Origin of the sequence: Spirosoma taeanense, from assembly GCF_013127955.1 — a bacterium.
GTDB classification, from domain to species: domain Bacteria; phylum Bacteroidota; class Bacteroidia; order Cytophagales; family Spirosomataceae; genus Spirosoma; species Spirosoma taeanense.
Map to the genome: position 1 here is coordinate 3293319 of NZ_CP053435.1, position 17516 is coordinate 3310834.

A 17516-nucleotide genomic window follows, 5' to 3' on the forward strand; every position below is an offset into this window, starting at 1 on the left:
TAAAACGGCTGGTAATTTCTTCAGCATTCTATACAAAATCTGTCCTGTGTCCATTCAGAAAGAAGATTTCACCATCGGGGTTGAAGAAGAATACCAGATCATTCACCCGCAGACCCGTGAGCTGCGTTCCCGCGCTCAGTCGATTCTATCCAAAGCACGAGCCGCTGTGGGCGATCAGGTAACGCAGGAACTCTACCTGTCGCAGATTGAAATTGGCACCTCTGTTTGCCGGTCGCTGACCGAGGTCCGGACCGAACTTCAGCATTTACGCAGTGAACTGATAGCCGCTGCCGAACGGGAAGGCAGCCGCATTGCCGCGGCCGGCACCCACCCCTTCTCGCACTGGGACAAGCAAAAGCTGACGCCTAAGGAGCGCTACACCGAACTGGCAACCGACTATCAGCAACTGGTACGGGAGCAGCTCATCTTCGGCTGTCACGTGCACGTGGGCATACCCGACCGCGAGATTGCCATTCAGGTTATGAACCGCGCCCGGCCGTGGCTGGCTCCGCTGCTGGCACTGGCCTGCAACTCGCCCTTCTGGCTGGGAACCGACACCGGCTACGCCAGCTTCCGCACGGAAATCTGGGGGCGCTGGCCCATGTCGGGCACTCCGCACGTGTTCAGTTCCCGCTCGGACTACGACCGGCTCGTGGATGATTTAGTGGCCGTAGGCAGCATCTCCGATGCCAGTAAGATCTATTGGGATATTCGTCCTTCCTCCCACTACGAAACGCTGGAGTTCCGGGTTACGGATGTATGTCTGACGGTCAACGAAGCCGTTATGATTGCGGGGCTGGTGCGTGCACTGGCGAGAACCTGCGCCCTGGAAGCCGAGCGTTACGTCGAAATTACCCACGTCCGGCCCGAAATTTTGTGGGCCGCCAAGTGGCAGGCTGCCCGCTTCGGCCTTGACGAAAAGCTGTTCTATACGCAGGAAAGGCAGGCGATACCGGCACCCGCCCTGATCGAGAAATTCTTGACCTATGTGCGGCCGGCGCTGGAAGAATACGGCGAATGGGACGAAATCTCTGCGCTGGTACGGGAAGTGCTGAAGCGGGGCACGGGAGCCAGTCGCCAGCGTGCCGCGTTTGCCCGGAACAGCAGCCTGGAAGACGTCGTTGATCTTATCGTCGCCGAGACCGGCCGGTAACAACCTCTTTCCCAACGGTCTACTACCCGGAAGGCAATTTCCTGCCCGCAACACTTGGAATTACATAGCTAAGGTGAGCTGCTCACCCGACCGGATACTCAATTGATTCCTGCTTTTCGCCGATTCAGGCACGGTCTTTACCTGTTCGCCCGGTTGCGCGTTTTACCATCAGGCAATTAAATCTACTTTTACATCGTAGTCTGAAGCAGCCAGTAGCGCAACACTAACGCGCTAATAGCCAAACCAGAAGCCTTTTCCCAACTAACCTTTTTCGCGTTAAAACAAATCCGTATCATGAAAGCAGTCGCTTCTCTTTTCCTCTTGTTTGCCGTTGTCAGCACGACATTCGGGCAGATCGCCAATGAAAACTCGCTCTCCGTTCAGATTGATGGTAAAGAATACAAAACGCAGCCCCGCCGAATCCGGATCGGTAATTACTGGTGGGTAACTGCCAATGCCATCAAGCCCGACAAATCGCTCCGTATCTGGCTGGGTGGTTACGACAAGAAAGAAACGGTTGAACCAGGTACTTACCTCATCGTAGATGCCGACAATCCCGACACCAAAGACAACTGGAAAACCGTTCAGGGGTCGGGCAATTATAAAGGACTCGCGATTATCAAGTACGTTGAGGAAATCAAAGAACCCCGGATGGAATACCACGTGGGTAAGTCGCAGAACAACAACGAAACCATTACGGTCACCAAAGGGGCAGATGGCGCCCTGGAAGCAACGTTCAACAGCACCCTGGCGGGCTCTTACTGGAAAGAAAAAGGATCAGCAACGGTTTTTGGCGGTATGGGTCGGCTGATCAACAAAATGGAAGATAAAGTCATCACCAAAACCACCGGCTACGACTCCTCAATTGACCCCGAAGGTAATGGCTATAAGAAGCAGGACAAAACCGACAAAATCGTTCTGACGAACGGCCAGTTCAATTTAAAAATGAACTAAGCTCATACGCAATCCGCTGAACGTAACCCAAAAGCCGTACCCTTCCGGGTGCGGCTTTTTATATGTGTAACCAGCTCCCCGACTTCCAGAGCCACCATCTGTTCAGCCGTGCTTTTCAGTCCAGGAGCACAGATTAAAATGTAATAATTTCTTACTTTTGTCTAAAATTAAGTAAATAAGATTTCTCTACTAACCCAGGCTTATCGTTCGATCTTTGCTTAAGCGACTTGTGCCACGAATTATGATCGATAAACAATCATTTGACCATCGCCGTCAGCCACAGAGCTTTGTCGATATGTATTATAACCCGTCTGCTTCTGTCTATAAGCTTCAGTTTAACCCGAAAGACAAGACGCCGAAGTATAAGCAGATTGTTCAGTCGGTAATAACCGATATTGAGCGGGGCGTGTTGAAAAAAGGAGCGCAGTTACCGTCCATCAGCGAGTTAAGCGTTGAATATTATCTGGCGCGCGACACCGTTGAAAAAGCCTATCGTGAACTCCGGGAACGGGGATACATTACGTCGGTGCAGGGTAAGGGCTATTACGTGCAGGCCAATGATGCGGCCAAACTGAAAATCCTGCTTGTTTTCAACAAACTCAGTTCCTACAAGAAAATCATTTACTATGCTTTCCTGAAAGCCCTCGGCGATCGGGCCACCGTCGATCTGCAGATTCACCACTACAGTGCGCAGCACTTTCAGGAGATCATCGAAAAAAACCTGGGCAAATACAATTATTACGTCGTGATGCCGCATTTTACGCAGGACCTCGATAAAGCCGATTATCTGAAGGTGCTGGCAACAATCCCGACCAATGAGCTGGTCTTGCTGGATAAAGACGTACCCGAACTAACTGGCAATTCACTGAGCGTTTATCAGAATTTCGACAAGGACATCTGTGAGGCACTGGAAACCGCTCAGGATCTGTTAACTAAATATAGTCGAATGGTGCTAGTCTTACCGGGCGACGGCAACTATCCCGTCGAGATCGCGCATGGGTTCCGGTCGTTCTGCATCAACTACCAGAAGGAGTTTGTTATTAAGGAGAACGCGCTAAACGAACATCTTCAGCCCGGTACGGCTTACGTCGTTATCGAAGAAACGGACCTTTCGGAACTAGTTAAGAAAGTGCGACAATCGAGCTATCTGCTGGGACGTGAAATCGGCATCATTTCGTTCAACGAAACGACGCTGAAGGAACTGCTGAACATCACCGTCGTAACGACCGACTTTGAAGCGATGGGCTACACAGCAGCCGCGTTACTGCTCGACCATAAGCAGATTAAAGTGAAAAACCCGTTTTACATGATCCGGCGCGGCTCGTTATGAGTTTACCCGACCGTTTTACGGCGAAGTGATCATTCATCAGTAATTACAGCATTTCCTGAACGATAGTGAACCGGTCGGGTTATTCTTTGTAGCAGCCTTCACGTATAACCTTCTCCGGAAACATGCCTGTCTTTTCCCGCCCCCGGGCCCTTGTGTTCGATGTTAACGAAACCCTGCTGGATATGAGCCCCGTGAAGCAGGCATTTCTGGAAACGTTTGACACAGAGTTTGCCTTTACCTACTGGTTCTCGCTGATGCTGCAGTACTCACTGGTCGACACCGTTTCCGGCTCTTACCACACCTTCCCGCAGATTGGCGAAGCGGTCCTGAAGATGACTACTGAGTTTTTCAATCGACCCCTCTCAGAAGAGGTTCAAAAACAGTTACTGCATACAATGGCCCATTTACCTCCGCATCCGGATGTGGAAGATGGACTACAGCAACTCAGGCAGGCCGGGTTCCGGCTGGCCGCCCTGACCAACTCCCCCGGAGACAGCCTTAGCCAGCACATGCAGCAAACAGGGCTAGGCCATTATTTTGAGGGGTTATGGACCGTTGATGATGTTCAGGTATTCAAACCCAGCCCTAAAACGTACCAGCTTGCCTTATCCCGGCTAGGCCTCGGCCCCCAGGAAACCATGATGGTTGCTGCACATGGCTGGGATATTGCCGGAGCTGCCCGGGTTGGTATGCAGACTGCTTTTATTGCCCGAAACGGCCAGTCAGTTTATCCATTAGCCACTCCGGCCACCCTCACGGGGGATACAGTCGGGGCAATTGCCCGACAGCTAATTGCCCACTAAGCTCCTGGTGTGCTCCGGATCCTTACGTCGGTAAAGTCTATTTATAACCGCGGCAGCCGGTAAATGAACATAATGTTCATTCACCGGCTGCCGCTTTGCAAGATAACCGGATGTAAGCGATCAACGCAGGAAGTCCCTTTGACCCACCGGTTTAAATTTTCACAGCCTGCCGGGCCAGTAGTTTCCAGCCACCCTGCTGGTAAACCCACACCAGCAGCACCGACAGACGGGCTGTTCCCGGCGTACCGCTGTTCGCGGTTTCGGCCGACAGCTTATGGCGGACCAGAGCCGTATTGTCCACCAGCGCGATCGTCTGCTCCGTCAGGTCGATCGTTTTGAAATCAGATTCGTTACTGACCAGTGCCCGGATAAACTCAGCTTTGTCCTCTATCTTTCCGCTCGAATGGCCATAACTTAACTTGTCGGAAGCGATGGCCTGTAGCGATACCTCCGTTGGGTCAATCATGGCTTTGCGGAGCCGTTCTACGGCATCGGCCACGCCTTTCTCGTTTTTCTGAGCAACAGCACTGGTTATGGAGCCGCCCAGCAAAACAGCTGCGATAAGAAAACTAGTCAGATACTTCATAAAATGAACGGTTGGTTTAGTCAGTAGAGCTACACGCCCGGCTGATTGATGGTCAGCTTCAAAGCAAACCGGACGGTGTTAATCTGAAAATGGCATCTGCCCTGCTTTCTACTATACGTCCTCTGCTTATTCGTAAAAAACCTGGTTTTACCTACCCAGGGCGTGACCTTCGCTCATTGAAGCAACCGGCCTGAGCGTAACTGGCCCCAGCAGGCCCGATGGCATCGCTTCCCAGGTCGTGGCATCAAACGGACGGTAACGAATATCCACGATATTGATATCGTTGAACTTCTTCCAGCTCGGATTCAGGCGGTCGTACAGCCGCATGTAGTTAGCCGACAGATTCGTTACAGCAACCTCCAGCCGGTTGCCCGTTCGCTTCAGCCGATTAGCCGGAATAGTGAGCCGAAACGGCAAACACCATGCCGTACCGAGCAGCTGGCCGTTGAGTCGTACGTCGGCTACTTCCCGCACGTCGCCCAGGTCGAGCACAAACGCCTGTGCGGCCGACTGCCCTGCGGGCAGATTGAACATAGTAGTGTAGCGGCCTATACCGGAAAAATAACCGGCCGAATCTGACAGGGCTGTCCACGAGACCAGTGTGGGTAAAGTGGCCGAGGCTATCAGCGCCGGTCGGCCCGGACCAAACTGAAACTGCCACGGTCCCTGTAGCACAAGAGCCGGTTCCGAACGGGAATTCTGCGGCTGCTGACTAACCGAACTCACCGGTCTGCCAGCCGGTTTGTGAGCTGTCGACGGTGCCACGTTGATGAAACATGACTGTCCCGGCTCGACCGCTAAAAACACCTCAGGTTGACCATTCTTCCCCTGCCGAACCGGTAGGACTTCGGTATGGCCCGTCAGTGGATCGTAACGGCTCACATGACCCTTCGCCGAGAGCGTAACCCAGTTCTGATGATACCGATTGCCAAGATTAGCGATAAAATACTGAGTCGTATCGGCCGACTGCCTGGCAGGCCTCCGTTTGCGAATGAACGATAGCCCCTGAGCGGCCCACGGCTCTACCCGGATACCCAGGCGGTTCAGGGCATCATAAGGGTCGGCACTGATCGTTACACTAGGCTGTTTCTTGAGACTTTCACCCAGCCGCTGCACCTCCGCCGAGCGTGTCTGGTGTTCGTGGAAGCCCGCTGCCTGCTGGGGCAGGTCACCCTCAAAAACCACCCGCGCGCCCTGCCGGGCCAGTTTGTCGAGCTGTCGGAGCGTCGTTTCGGGTATATACGTCGTGCGCGGCACCAGGATCACCTGATACGTTGCTCCACCTGCGCTTCGAATTCCCTGTTTAGTTATCGACAGGCCGTTTAGCAGCTCATCTGAAATACCATCGAACGAATAACCGCGCTGCAGCAGTTGCTCACCTAGTTGCCCATAGGGCTGAGGCAGCAGCCAGCGTTCAACGTGATGCACCTCCAGCTGGTGAATGCGTCCCTCCGATTTAGCCGGGGTAGCCCACAGGTCATGAATGGGAAAGTAAACCAGCACATCATTATCGGGCCGGCTGTTCTGCAGTCGCGTCTGGCAGCGTTCAACATACTGGTTCAGCAGAGGCAAATGCGGCCAGAAATGCGACGATGGGCCGTAGTTAGTCGACGCGTAGAACAGCCAGCCCGGCCACGACTCCGCCCGGGGCGAATACGGAATGCCGTGGTAAAAAATGTGGTTAATTCCGGCAGTGAACAGTTCGTCAAACTGCGGCTTTAGCTGCGAGAGCGACACCTGGAAATGATTGGCCAGCCAGGTACCGGATTCAGAACTGACCAATGGTTTGCCGGTCAGGTTAGCCGCCGACGAGGCAAACTTCATCGCCAGCGGGTTCGGGGTTCCGAAGCGCTCCACCTCGTAACCCTTATCAACCCGCAAACCGGGAATAGGATAACGGCTGGAGCCGAACGATTCCGTTTCAGGAATATCAACGCGGGCGTACAGGTCAATGAGGTTTCCGGGCGAGCCATGCGCCTGATTCCGGGTCAGATAGCCCGCTTTACGTGCCCAGTCGGCCCAGGTCTGGGTAAACCCGTCGCGCAGCAACTCCGCCAGCGTCTGGTGATAGTCCTGATGGACAAGGATACTTTGTTCGGTCTGACTGGTATCCAAAAAAGCAGTCAGTTGACTGGCCAGATCGTAGCTGCGTCGATTCCGGAATTCGTTTAGAAAATTATCCGTCCAATTGGCGCCGTATACTTCGTAGGAGTCATTATAAACCGCGCGGGGCCGCATCGGCAGATGGATCAGCGTCGAATCGAACCGCTTTAGATACTGCTCCATAGCTGCCTTACTAAAATAATCGACTACGGGGCCCTGTCCACCCGGCCCAGCCCGTTTTACCTGTTGCCGCGTCGGCCTGGTAACCAGCTGATCTTTCTGAACCTGCCACGCTTTGGCAGCTATATCGGGCGTTACGTTCGGTCCGCCGAAAGGCCAGCCCGTGCCGGTCGTCAGATCTACGCCCATGCCCAGCCGCTCCCCCTCCCGAACCGTGTGCGCAAAGACTGCCAGCCAGCGATCGCTCAGAAACGGAATGAACTGCGACTCATACCCCTTAACGCCGTAGATCGGGATGATATGGACCCCCCCCAGCCCGGCCTGGGCAAACTGCTCCAGTTGATGCGTTATGTCTTTTTCATTGACGGCACTGCCCATCCACCACCAGTATGTCCAGGGCTTTGCCTGTTGAGAAGTCGTTCGTATGGCAGGCTGTGCGGCCGCAATGCCGCTGATGAGCAAAAGGGTAAACAGGAAACGTTTTTTCATTTGAATTTATATAATTCACTGCCCGCCAGCAGAAAGCAACCAGGGCCATAATCTTCACAATTCGGCTTGCTGTCATACGTAACCGGCTGACCGTCTTTGGGCTCTTTGCCCGTTCCCAGAACGTCTACCTGATCACGCTTCACCTTGTTGTCGATGGGTGTGCAGGGTTGGCATCGATGGTCTGGCGGCTACGGTCAGGCAGGCGGTCAGCATGAGTACCGCGCCAATGGCTATTTTCATGCGTCGGTATCGGTTGTTTACCACGTCAATTGGTATAGGGATACGCCCTGCCGGGGTAAAGCGGTCCTGAGCTGCACCGCACCGCCGGTTGTTTGCACGGTTTCCGGAGCCGTGAGCACCTGAAGCTGACCCGCTTTTCCCAGCGTTGCAACCTGCTGGGGCGTGGGTTTCTGGGGCGATCCCATCTGCTGCCAGACCGTATAAGCGTTGCTGTGGGTCTGGTCAATGCGGTAGTGCGTAACTTTTACCTGAGCAGCCGGGATACCATTTACCGTAACGGACACGGGCGAGTCGGGGGCGGGCAGGTTATCGTCGTGGTAATTCCAGACCATCACGGTTGCCGCGTTCCGGGTGGTATCTCTGGCCGCCAGGGCGTTAATATCCGGTGCAGCCCGCCGAACGCTCGAATCCCGCACGGTCAGCATGTTGTAGGCCAGGTTCCCGTCAACGGCCACCCGGTTGCCGCGCATCATGCCGTACATACGAAAGACGTTCAGCACCGGCTTATCGACCCCGTTTGTCGCCAGGTCGCGAAACCCATAAAACCAGGGCTGATCTTCAAACTCAAACGACCACGACACGGCCCCTTTGAAATTAACCTTGTGGTAATCGGCCAGTTCGTATTTCCGGGCAAAGGCAGCCGCCGTATAGCTCGAATACAGCGTACCATTCCGATAGGCGTTTTCCGGATTGGTGTGCATCCCACAGGCCGCGCAGCCTTCCGGGTCCGACTCGCCAATAATGATCGGCAGCCGACTGAACTCCGGATACGACGCCACAATCTGAAACCCGCTCGAAATATCGCGCAGCTGAGTTCCCAGATTCATCCGGACGTAACCGTCTATAATTCTGGGGGCACCTTTGGCGTGAAAGGCTACAAAATCGAGCGGGGCGCCGGTTTTACCCGTTACGGCGTTCTTTCCGCTGCGGCAGTGCTCCAGAAAAGCGTTCAGAAAAGCAGCAGCGCCCTTACCCGCCGGACCCGTTACGTGCGGCCCGCCCACTCTGGCCGTTGGCAGCGCCCGACGAACGGCGTCCATTGAATAGTCATACAGCTTCTGATACTCTTCGGGCGTACCACCCCAGTAGCCACTGTTGGGTTCATTCCATAACTCCCAGTACCAGCTTTCGACTTCGGCTTTACCGTAACGTTTCACCGAATGCGTCACCCACTGATAAATCAGTTCCGCCCATTTCTGGTAGTCTTTGGGCGGGTACGTCCAGCCGGTCAGAATTTTCTGGTAAGGCTGGCCCGGTTCCCAATGGTGCCGATACGGTTGCGGTTTAGAGGAGAGAGCCTCGGGCATAAAGCCAATCTGGGCCAGCGGCTTCATACCGCGCTGAATGTAGGTATCGAAAATTTTGTCGATGATCGTCCAGTTATAGACCGGCTTGCCGTTGGCGTCTTCGGTATAGGCGTTGGTTGACCCCCATTTCAACGCGGGCGTTCCGTCGCCGGTCGTCAGCAGGTTGTGCGCCCGGACGTAAACTGGTACCGGACTTAGAGCCGCCAGTTCAGACAGCAGCTTTTTGCCGTCTTTCATGTAGGTGTAATTCGGCTCATCATAGCCGAACCACGCCCAGACTGGGTCCATGCGGCCTTTGGATTTCGACAGATCGACCTGAATGGCCACCGTCGGCATAGATTGTTGAGCCGCTACAGGCAGGCAGCCGGGGAATAAGAGCACGCCCAGCAAGGCAAAAAGTCGTTTCATGAAAGAAGACAGGAATAGCCATTCCAGGCTAGAAACTATTGGCATCAGTTAACAAAGCACGAAAAACCGCGAGCCTAACTCGTATGTCCTCTTTCTAAATACGCAAGAGAACTCAATCGAGAATGAAAGCGATCATGCCTTTGGGACCATGCGCACCCAGAACCAGCGACTGCTCAATATCAGCCGTTTTCGACGGCCCTGCAATGAACGTACCGTACCCATAGGTTTCGTTGCCGATGCGGGCATACGCTTCGTGCATGGTCGGTACTATGTCGGCTTTGCGGATAATGAGCGCCAGTTGCTGACAGATATAGGGCGCAGCCCGGTGTTCCAGCAGAGATTCCGTAACCCAGATCGACCCGTTTTCCGCTACGCCGAAATGCCCCCGTAACAACGCCAGCTCGACATTAGCCAGCTCGTGCGGAGGGGTATTGGGCCATTGCAGCTCGGCAACCGACGCCAGTTCGGGCAGGGTGGTTACGATCCGGTGGGTATGGTCGTAATGCGTTTCAACGTACTGGCGAATCGCGTCCATATCGGTTACGCGCATCACCTCGCCACCAATCCCCTGCAGAACCTGACAGAACCGCTCTACGCCCTGATCGACAAACGAATGCGGCAGGGGCAGAACGGGTAGCGGATACAGGTCCGCGTTGGGTTTGTTGCGGGCAATGGCGGCCAGCATTTTCTCTCGGCTGCTCATGACGGTTTCCGGTTTTTTGCGTACCACTCGCTGAACGATTCGCTGGGCGGGGCAGGCATGTCCCGCTGCTTGTACCAGGGGTTCAGGCGGTTGTTCACCAGGCTGGGAAACCATTTCATCAGCCGCCGTCCGACAGACCCGGCCAGGTGAAACAGCCCCGGCCGCGACAGTACGGTCGTCATTCCCTGCATGCTTACGGTCTTGGCTGCTGTTACGTGACCTTCCTGCACCAGCACCTGCCGCCACTTGTAGAGCTGCTGGTGAATGTCAATTTTTACCGGACAAACGTTGGAGCACGACCCGCAGAGCGTAGAGGCAAACGGCAGATCGGCGTTTTTGGCCATGTCCAGGTTGGGGGCCAGAATGGCCCCGATGGGCCCGGCAACGGCCGAATGGTAACTATGGCCTCCGCTACGCCGGTAAACCGGGCACGTGTTCATACAGGCTCCACAGCGAATGCATTTGAGCGAGTTGCGGAAATCTTCGCGACCAAGCTGAATCGAGCGCCCGTTATCGACCAGAATAAGGTGCATGGTCTGTCCCGGACGGGGCTTCGCAAAATGACTTGAATAGGTGGTAATGGGCTGTCCGGTTGCGCTGCGCGTCAGAAGCCGCAGAAATACGCTCAGGTGTTCCCGCCGGGGAATGATTTTCTCGACCCCCATACTGGCGATATGAACATCGGCCAGGTGCGCACCCATATCGGCGTTTCCTTCGTTGGTGCAAACAACGAACTCACCTGTTTCGGCCACGGCAAAGTTAACCCCCGTCAGGGCGGCCCGGCGCGTCAGGAAGGTATCGCGCAGGTGCAGACGAGCGGCTCCGGTCAGGATCTGAGGATCAGCGCAGCCTTCTTCCGTACCCAGGTGCTTATGAAACAAGACGCCAATTTCTTCTTTTTTCCAGTGGATGCAGGGCAGCACAATATGGCTGGGTGGCTCGCCCGCCAGCTGCACAATTCGCTCACCCAGATCCGAGTCAATTACCTCAATGCCGTGTTCGGCCAGGTATTCGTTCAGGTGACATTCTTCCGTCAGCATGGACTTGCTCTTCACCATTTTCGGAATCCCGTTCTCGGTCAGAATCTGGTGAACAATCCGGTTATGTTCCTCTGCATCGGCCGCCCAGTGAACGGTAATGCCGTTACGCTGCGCATTGGCTTCAAACTGCAGCAGGTATTCGTCCAGATTAGCCAGGACGTTATGCTTGATCTGCGAAGCCGCTTCGCGCAGGGATTCCCATTCGGGCAGGGCATGGGCGGCTTTATCGCGTTTCTGACGAACCCACCACAACGTCTGGTCATGCCAGTCGACGCGGGCTTCGTCCTTGTTGAAGCGGTCGGCTAATTCGGGGTGATCGAGCGTTTGGGTGTTCATTGGATGTTGCTGTTCAGAATTTCGGCAATATGAACCACTTTCACTGGACTCTTCTGCCGGTGCAGCAGCCCTTCCAGATGCATCAGACACGACATATCGGCCCCGGTGATGTACTCAGCTCCGTGACGCAGATGGTCGCTCACGCGGTCTTTTCCCATCTTGGCCGAGACGGCTTCTTCCAGCACGCAGAACGTACCGCCGAAGCCGCAGCACTCGTCGGGCCGGTCGAGATCAATCAGTTCCAGACCATCGACCTGACTTAACAACTGAACGGGTTTTGAAAACGGTGGCGCGACCAGCTCGCTCATCTGCGAGAGGTGCAGCCCGCGTTGCCCGTGGCAACTCTGGTGCAGCCCAACCCGATAAGGAAAACGGGCGCTGACGGTATCCAGCTTCAGCACGTCGGTCAGGAACTCGGTCAGCTCGAAGATTCGCTCTCGCAGGTGACCCGCTTCGGCTTCGTGTTTCGGATCGTGCAGATGCTCTTTCAGATGAAGCACGCAGCTCCCCGATGGCGATACAACGTAATCGTACTGGGCAAAGTTTTCAATGAATAAAGAATTGCACCCGCCCGTCAGGTGTTCAAACCCGGAATTAGCCATGGGCTGGCCACAACAGGTCTGGCGCGGGGGAACCCCAACGGTCAGCCCCTGCTTTTCCAGCAGTTCGAGCGTGGCAATCGCGACCTTCGGGTAAAACTGATCGACGTAACAGGGAACAAATAAGCCAACTTTCATACAATGCGTATTCTAGCCAACCCCGCGGGGTCGTCAACCGTTAAAAGCTTCCCAGCGAGGTTGTCCGCCGTTGGGGCTGGAAAGCTGTATACTTTTTCAATTCAATGCTGTTGCCCGGCAATGGCAGCGGGTTCCAGTGGTGATGAATTGCCAGAGCAGCACCCAGCGCTGACGCCTGCGCCACCGAAGCGGCAAAGACTTCGATGTCGGGGAAGGCCGTTGCCAGCAGGTTCATATAGATCGGGTTTTTACCAAAACCCCCATCAACAAAGATACGCTTCACGGAGGTTCGGCCGTCCGACGAGTCGGCCAGTACCAGATTCGTCGAAATCAACTGCTGGGCAATGATGTCGAGCATCAGCTGGTGATAGGCTTCCTCATACGTAGCAAACGCCGACAGGTTACGCTCTGCAAATAAGGAGCCCCGCATCGAAAGCATCTGAGAGCCGGTTGGCTCGCCATGCCCGTTGACCGGCATCGAATGCTCCCGTAGTTGCTCAATCAGAACCGGATTATAGTCGATACCGACGTAATGGTCAATCGCAACGTGGAAATGCTCGGCCAGCCGCCGGGTCTGCTGCTCATGCTCGTAACCCGCAAACAACCGCGACGCCTTTACGGGCTGGCCCTTGTAGTGCATGTAATTCAGGCAGTCGTACTGAAGTTCTTCGGGCGTTAAAGGCTGACTGTTGAAGGGGTTCATGCTGACGCACCATGTTCCGGTCGAGATCAGCACAAAGGGTTCCTGAAACGAAGCCAGATACGGAATCAGCGCGGCCGAACTGTCGTGCAAACCAACCCCAACGTATAGCGGCCGATCCATGATGATGGCTTTCAGGAAGCTGTCGGACGGTAAAACCGGCGCGAACAGGTTATCCAGTTTTTCAGCCCGCACCCAGTCGTGGTACTGATTTTTTTCAAAGTCCCACAGCATCGTGTGGCAGCCAATGCTGGTTACGTCGGACAGCACCTGCCGCGTAAACAGAAAGCTCAGGTACTGCGGCAGATGCAGCGCATACCAGATACGCCAGTATAACCGGGGCTTGTCGTACTTGATGCGGTAGAGCATCAGGCCCGAGTTCAAACTGTCCAGATTTGGCGAAGCCGTTTGCAGCGCCATCGTGGCTTCGTCCCCATACGTCTGGTAAAACTGCCGGCGAACGGCGTCCGGATACGGCTTGAGGTAATTATACAGACAACCGATTGGATGGCACTCGGCATCCAGATACACCAGGCTGGCTCCATAAGTAGAGAAGTTCACGGCCCGCACCGTGAAGTCCGGCAAATCCAGGACTTCGGACATCGACGATTCAACCCAGTGTGTCAAGCGTTTCAGGTCTTCGCAGGGGTCGCCGTCCTCATCGGGGATTTCGGCAAACTGCTCTGCTTTTTCCCAGATTATCTCGTACCGTTCATTAAACAGAAACAGCTTTTTATTCGTCTTGCCAATGTCGAAAATGGCGATTACAGGAGTTGGCATAGCTTCAGGAGTAAAGGACGAACCAGGAATGGGCTGAATTCACATTTCAACTTCAGACTTAGCTTATAAGCCCGTCGCGACGGTTTTAGCTCCGCGCTCGCCGATCAGTTGTCCACGTACGTTCAGTTGCCGGAATAGGGCCAACGGCTGCAAAGCCCCCCCCGCCCGCCGACGCGCTTCGGCCACCAGTGGCCGTACGTCCGTCCGGAAAGCGTCCTGCAATAACTCCTGCGCCCGCACTACGTCGTTTGCCTCCCGCGCTTCCTCCAGCGCCACCCGATCGACCAGCAGAGCCTGCGCATAAGCCAGCTGAATCGCTTCAACCGACTGCAGCAGATCTTCCAGCGGGTCTTTTACGTTGTGACTCGCGTCGATCATCCAGCCGAGATCCCTGGCGTGATCCAGACCGCGCGCATCCATGCCATCGACCAGTTCGTTGAAAATCAGGAACAGCTGATAAGGCTTGATACTGCCCGCCGTCAGGTCGTCGTCGCCGTATTTCGAATCGTTGAAGTGAAAGCCGCCGAGTTTGCCTTCGTGCAGCAGAATCGCCACAATCTGTTCAATGTTGGCGTTGGGCAGGTGATGGCCCAGATCGACAAGCGTAAAGGCTTTGGGCCCGAGCTTGCTGGCGTAGAGCAGACTGCTGCCCCAGTCACCAACCGTCATGGAATAGAAGTTGGGCTCAAAGGCTTTGTATTCGACAAACATCTTCCAGTTGTCGGGCAGGGCGGCATAGATTTCCTCCAGGCTCTCCAGCGTCCGGTCAAAGGCTTTACGGAAGTTCAGCTGACCGGGGAAGCACGAACCATCGGATAGCCAGACGGTCAGGGCATCCGATCCCAGCGCTACGCCATGCCGGATCACCTCAATATTATGTTCAATTGCCTGCCGACGCACAGCCGGATCGGTATGCTGCAGCGACCCGAACTTATAGCTTGCGGCCTGGTCGGGCTGATCCTGAAACGTATTGGAGTTGACAGCGTCGAAGCGTAAACCATGCTGGGCGGCCAGTTGCTGAATCGCCTGGGCGTCGGACGGAATATCCCACGGAATGTGCAAGGAAATAGCGCCACTGGCCTGGTTCAGCGCATGCAGCAGACCGACATCAGCGATTTTCTCTTCCAGCGAACGAGGCTCGCCCCCGCCGGGAAAACGGCCAAATCGGGTGCCGCCTGTGCCAAGCGCCCAGCTTGGAATAGCAATCTGAAAGTCGATGAGCTTCTGGATAATTGGCTCCGCTTTGGCAACCTCATTGGTCCAGTAGGATAGCTTACGCTGGTGAGCCTCCGCCCTGCTTTGGTTATGATCGGCGATGTGATGGGTTTCGAGTTGCATGGTCAGGTTAGGGGTTTAGGTAGGCTTGTATCAGCAAAAGAGGTACCGACACAAGCCCGGTTAAGAATTAGCGAACAAAGGCCATGGCTACGCCCCCATCCACGTTGAGCACGTTGCCCGTCGACTTGCTCAACAGACCGTTCACCAGCGCCAGACACGCGTTGGCAATGTCCTCGGGCAGGATGATCTCGTTCAGCAGCGTCCGCTTGGCGTAATAGGCCGGCAGCTCCTCGACCGCTACGCCGTAGGCTTTGGCCCGCCCCTCAGCCCAGGCTCCGGCCCAGATCTTCGAGTCGGAGATGACCGCATCGGGGTTGACTACGTTGACCCGGATGTGGTCCTTGCCCAGCTCGGCGGCATTCAGCCGGCTCAGGTGCAGCTGAGCGGCTTTGGCCGAGCCGTAGCCGGCGTTGTTGGGGCCTGACACCAGAGCGTTCTTGCTGACGATGTTGATCACATCCCCGCCCAGTTTCTGCTTCCGCATTACTTCGACAGCCTGCTGGGTAACCAGGAACTGGCCTTTGACCAGCACGTCATAGAGCAGGTCCCAGTCTTTCTCGGTATGGTCTTCCAGGGGCTTGGAGATGGACAGCCCCGCGCAGTTGACGACGATGTCAACTCCGCCAAAGGCCACCGCAGCCGCCTGGTAGGCTTTCTGAATCGCGTCGGCGCTGGTTACGTCGAGCAGCACGGCCGTATACGCATCCTTACCGTACTGCTGCTGAAATTCGTCGCGGGCCGAGGCCAGCCGGTCGGCGTCGTTGTCATTGATGACGACCACGGCCCCTTCGGCCAGGAACGCCTTGGCGATGGCCTTGCCGATGCCCCCGGCGCTGCCGGTGACCAGGGCGATCTTGCCCGAGAGGGGTTTGGGCTTGGGCATGCGCTGGAGCTTGGCTTCTTCCAGCAGCCAGTACTCAATGTCAAACGCTTCCTGCTCGGGCAGGCCAACATAGTCCGAAACAGCCTCGGCGCCTTTCATGACGTTGATGGCGTTGGTGTAGAACTCGGCGGCTACGCGGGCGGTCTGCTTGTCCTTGGCGAAGGTGAACATACCCACACCCGGATACAGAATCACCACCGGGTTCGGGTCACGTATGGCGGGGCTGTTGGCGTGTTTGCTCCGCTCATAGTAGGCCGCGTAATCCGCGCGGTAATCGGCAAAGGCTTTGTCCAGATAGTCTTTGGCATTAGCAGCCAGTTGCTCCGTATCCAGTACCAGCGGCCGAATTTTGGTGCGCAGGAAGTGGTCGGGGCAACTCGTTCCCAGGCGGGCCAGCCGGTCGAGGTCGTTCGAGTTAACGAATTCCAGCACCCGTTCATCGTCGGTAAAGTGACCGATCATTCGGCGCTGGGCTGACGCCAGTCCGCGCAGAGTGGGCATAAGTTCAGCGGCCTGCTGTTTGCGCGTGTCGGCGTCGGTGTTCTGGCGCTTAGCCCCACCAAACACCGGCCGCTTTTTGCCAAAGTGTTCGTGCAGATAGGCAGAAGCCTGCTCGATCACTTCGAGCGTATTGATATACGATTCATAGGACGTATCGCCCCACGTAAACAGACCATGACCGCCGAGAATGACGCCCCGCAGATTGGGATTCTGCCGAACGGTTTCTTCCAGCTTCAGTCCCAGATCGAAACCCGGACGCTGCCAGGGCAGCCAGGCCATCTGATCACCCCAGATTTCGCGCATGATGGCCTCTCCATCGCGGCTCGCGGCAATGGCAATCAGGGCATCGGGGTGAAGATGGTCAATGTGTTTGAACGGCAGCAGACCATGCAGCGGTGTATCGATGGACGGGGCCGCACACTTTGGATCAAACAAACAGTGGTTAAATAGCTCCACCATCTCATCCTCGAACTGGAGACCCCGGTAGCGGTTTTTTAATGCATGCAGCCGGTCAACGTATAGATTCGCACAGCCTTTCTTGGTCAGTGTACCGATGTCGCCCCCGGAACCTTTCACCCACATCACTTCAACGGGTTCGCCGGTCAGCGGGTTGGTTTCCATTACTTTCACCGACGTATTACCACCCGCATAGTTAGTCAGGCGCAGATCGGCCCCAAGCAGGTTGGAACGATATATAAACAGATTAACCTCACTCTCCTGCGGGTCCTTACCCGCCAGTTCGGCGGCTTTGGTTTCATCCCAGAGATAGCTGACGTAGTTGAACGTTTGTGTGTTGTTCATGTGGCTTTAATAAAATAGATTCGTCCAGACGACTTCTTCTAAACAAAGTACGTTCCCATTTTTTTTACCTATCTCATGTACTCTCCTGCTTCGCCAGGAAAATTTCAGAAAATGCCGTAAGAACGACGCCTAGGCCGATGGCTG

Annotated in this window: 13 protein-coding genes and 1 pseudogene; 4 read left to right on the plus strand and 10 right to left on the minus strand. The window is 55.3% G+C overall.

Annotation, left to right across the window (positions count from 1 at the left end; translation table 11 throughout):
• The first annotated feature begins 46 nt into the window (after positions 1-46).
• The 4 genes from HNV11_RS13740 to HNV11_RS13755 all read left to right on the plus strand — a co-directional run bounded on the left by HNV11_RS13740 (position 47) and on the right by HNV11_RS13755 (position 4240).
• On the plus strand, positions 47-1153 hold the full coding sequence (locus HNV11_RS13740; protein WP_171740207.1) for a carboxylate-amine ligase: 1107 nt from the start codon (positions 47-49) through the stop codon (positions 1151-1153).
• A gap of 294 nt (positions 1154-1447) precedes the next feature.
• Positions 1448-2107, plus strand: a complete 660-nt coding sequence (locus HNV11_RS13745; RefSeq protein WP_171740208.1) for a hypothetical protein — start codon at positions 1448-1450, stop codon at positions 2105-2107.
• A gap of 241 nt (positions 2108-2348) precedes the next feature.
• A complete protein-coding gene (locus HNV11_RS13750; RefSeq protein WP_171740209.1) occupies positions 2349-3437 on the plus strand; it encodes a GntR family transcriptional regulator in 1089 nt (362 codons plus the stop codon).
• Positions 3438-3559: 122 nt separating this feature from the next.
• Positions 3560-4240, plus strand: coding sequence for a haloacid dehalogenase type II (locus HNV11_RS13755; RefSeq protein ID WP_171740210.1), 681 nt, complete (start codon positions 3560-3562; stop codon positions 4238-4240).
• A gap of 151 nt (positions 4241-4391) precedes the next feature.
• Here the strand turns inward: HNV11_RS13755 and HNV11_RS13760 are convergent, their stop codons facing one another.
• The 10 genes and pseudogenes from HNV11_RS13760 to HNV11_RS13805 all read right to left on the minus strand — a co-directional run bounded on the left by HNV11_RS13760 (position 4392) and on the right by HNV11_RS13805 (position 17372).
• Positions 4392-4826: a nuclear transport factor 2 family protein gene (locus tag HNV11_RS13760; RefSeq protein WP_171740211.1), complete on the minus strand. Its 435-nt coding sequence runs from the start codon at positions 4824-4826 to the stop codon at positions 4392-4394.
• A gap of 147 nt (positions 4827-4973) precedes the next feature.
• Positions 4974-7598 (minus strand): glycosyl hydrolase, encoded by a 2625-nt coding sequence (locus tag HNV11_RS13765; RefSeq protein ID WP_171740212.1) that lies wholly within the window; start codon positions 7596-7598, stop codon positions 4974-4976.
• Positions 7595-7720, minus strand: a pseudogene (locus tag HNV11_RS23985) (glycoside hydrolase family 88 protein); the annotation flags it as partial. The pseudogene HNV11_RS23985 and the gene HNV11_RS13765, both read right to left, overlap by 4 nt.
• A gap of 135 nt (positions 7721-7855) precedes the next feature.
• Positions 7856-9553 carry a GH39 family glycosyl hydrolase gene (locus HNV11_RS13775; protein WP_171740213.1) on the minus strand — a complete coding sequence of 566 codons (1698 nt, stop codon included), beginning with the start codon at positions 9551-9553 and terminating at the stop codon, positions 7856-7858.
• Positions 9554-9665: 112 nt separating this feature from the next.
• A complete protein-coding gene (locus HNV11_RS13780) occupies positions 9666-10256 on the minus strand; it encodes a LutC/YkgG family protein (protein WP_171740214.1) in 591 nt (196 codons plus the stop codon).
• Positions 10253-11632 (minus strand): lactate utilization protein B, encoded by a 1380-nt coding sequence (locus HNV11_RS13785; RefSeq protein ID WP_171740215.1) that lies wholly within the window; start codon positions 11630-11632, stop codon positions 10253-10255. Before HNV11_RS13785 ends, HNV11_RS13780 begins: the two co-directional genes overlap by 4 nt.
• The gene (locus tag HNV11_RS13790; protein WP_171740216.1) at positions 11629-12369 is read right to left on the minus strand and encodes a (Fe-S)-binding protein; all 741 of its coding nucleotides are present in this window, start codon (positions 12367-12369) and stop codon (positions 11629-11631) included. The genes HNV11_RS13785 and HNV11_RS13790 overlap by 4 nt, the downstream gene beginning before the upstream one ends.
• 40 nt (positions 12370-12409) lie before the next feature.
• Complete coding sequence (locus HNV11_RS13795; RefSeq protein ID WP_171740217.1) at positions 12410-13849, minus strand: FGGY-family carbohydrate kinase; 1440 nt, start codon at positions 13847-13849, stop codon at positions 12410-12412.
• Between the two features lie 63 nt (positions 13850-13912).
• The gene (locus HNV11_RS13800) at positions 13913-15187 is read right to left on the minus strand and encodes a TIM barrel protein (RefSeq protein WP_171740218.1); all 1275 of its coding nucleotides are present in this window, start codon (positions 15185-15187) and stop codon (positions 13913-13915) included.
• A 67-nt stretch (positions 15188-15254) separates the two neighbouring features.
• Positions 15255-17372: a bifunctional aldolase/short-chain dehydrogenase gene (locus tag HNV11_RS13805; protein ID WP_171740219.1), complete on the minus strand. Its 2118-nt coding sequence runs from the start codon at positions 17370-17372 to the stop codon at positions 15255-15257.
• Between the last annotated feature and the right edge of the window lie 144 nt (positions 17373-17516).

Bases quoted from the DNA above. Each gene is read 5' to 3' on its own strand.
- HNV11_RS13775 (WP_171740213.1), bottom strand. From the start codon at position 9,553: ATGAAACGACTTTTTGCCTTGCTGGGCGTGCTCTTATTCCCCGGCTGC.
- HNV11_RS13800 (WP_171740218.1), bottom strand. From the start codon at position 15,187: ATGCAACTCGAAACCCATCACATCGCCGATCATAACCAAAGCAGGGCG.
- HNV11_RS13745 (WP_171740208.1), top strand. From the start codon at position 1,448: ATGAAAGCAGTCGCTTCTCTTTTCCTCTTGTTTGCCGTTGTCAGCACG.
- HNV11_RS13765 (WP_171740212.1), bottom strand. From the start codon at position 7,598: ATGAAAAAACGTTTCCTGTTTACCCTTTTGCTCATCAGCGGCATTGCG.
- HNV11_RS13760 (WP_171740211.1), bottom strand. From the start codon at position 4,826: ATGAAGTATCTGACTAGTTTTCTTATCGCAGCTGTTTTGCTGGGCGGC.
- HNV11_RS13780 (WP_171740214.1), bottom strand. From the start codon at position 10,256: ATGAGCAGCCGAGAGAAAATGCTGGCCGCCATTGCCCGCAACAAACCC.
- HNV11_RS13750 (WP_171740209.1), top strand. From the start codon at position 2,349: ATGATCGATAAACAATCATTTGACCATCGCCGTCAGCCACAGAGCTTT.
- HNV11_RS13790 (WP_171740216.1), bottom strand. From the start codon at position 12,369: ATGAAAGTTGGCTTATTTGTTCCCTGTTACGTCGATCAGTTTTACCCG.
- HNV11_RS13785 (WP_171740215.1), bottom strand. From the start codon at position 11,632: ATGAACACCCAAACGCTCGATCACCCCGAATTAGCCGACCGCTTCAAC.
- HNV11_RS13755 (WP_171740210.1), top strand. From the start codon at position 3,560: ATGCCTGTCTTTTCCCGCCCCCGGGCCCTTGTGTTCGATGTTAACGAA.
- HNV11_RS13795 (WP_171740217.1), bottom strand. From the start codon at position 13,849: ATGCCAACTCCTGTAATCGCCATTTTCGACATTGGCAAGACGAATAAA.
- HNV11_RS13805 (WP_171740219.1), bottom strand. From the start codon at position 17,372: ATGAACAACACACAAACGTTCAACTACGTCAGCTATCTCTGGGATGAA.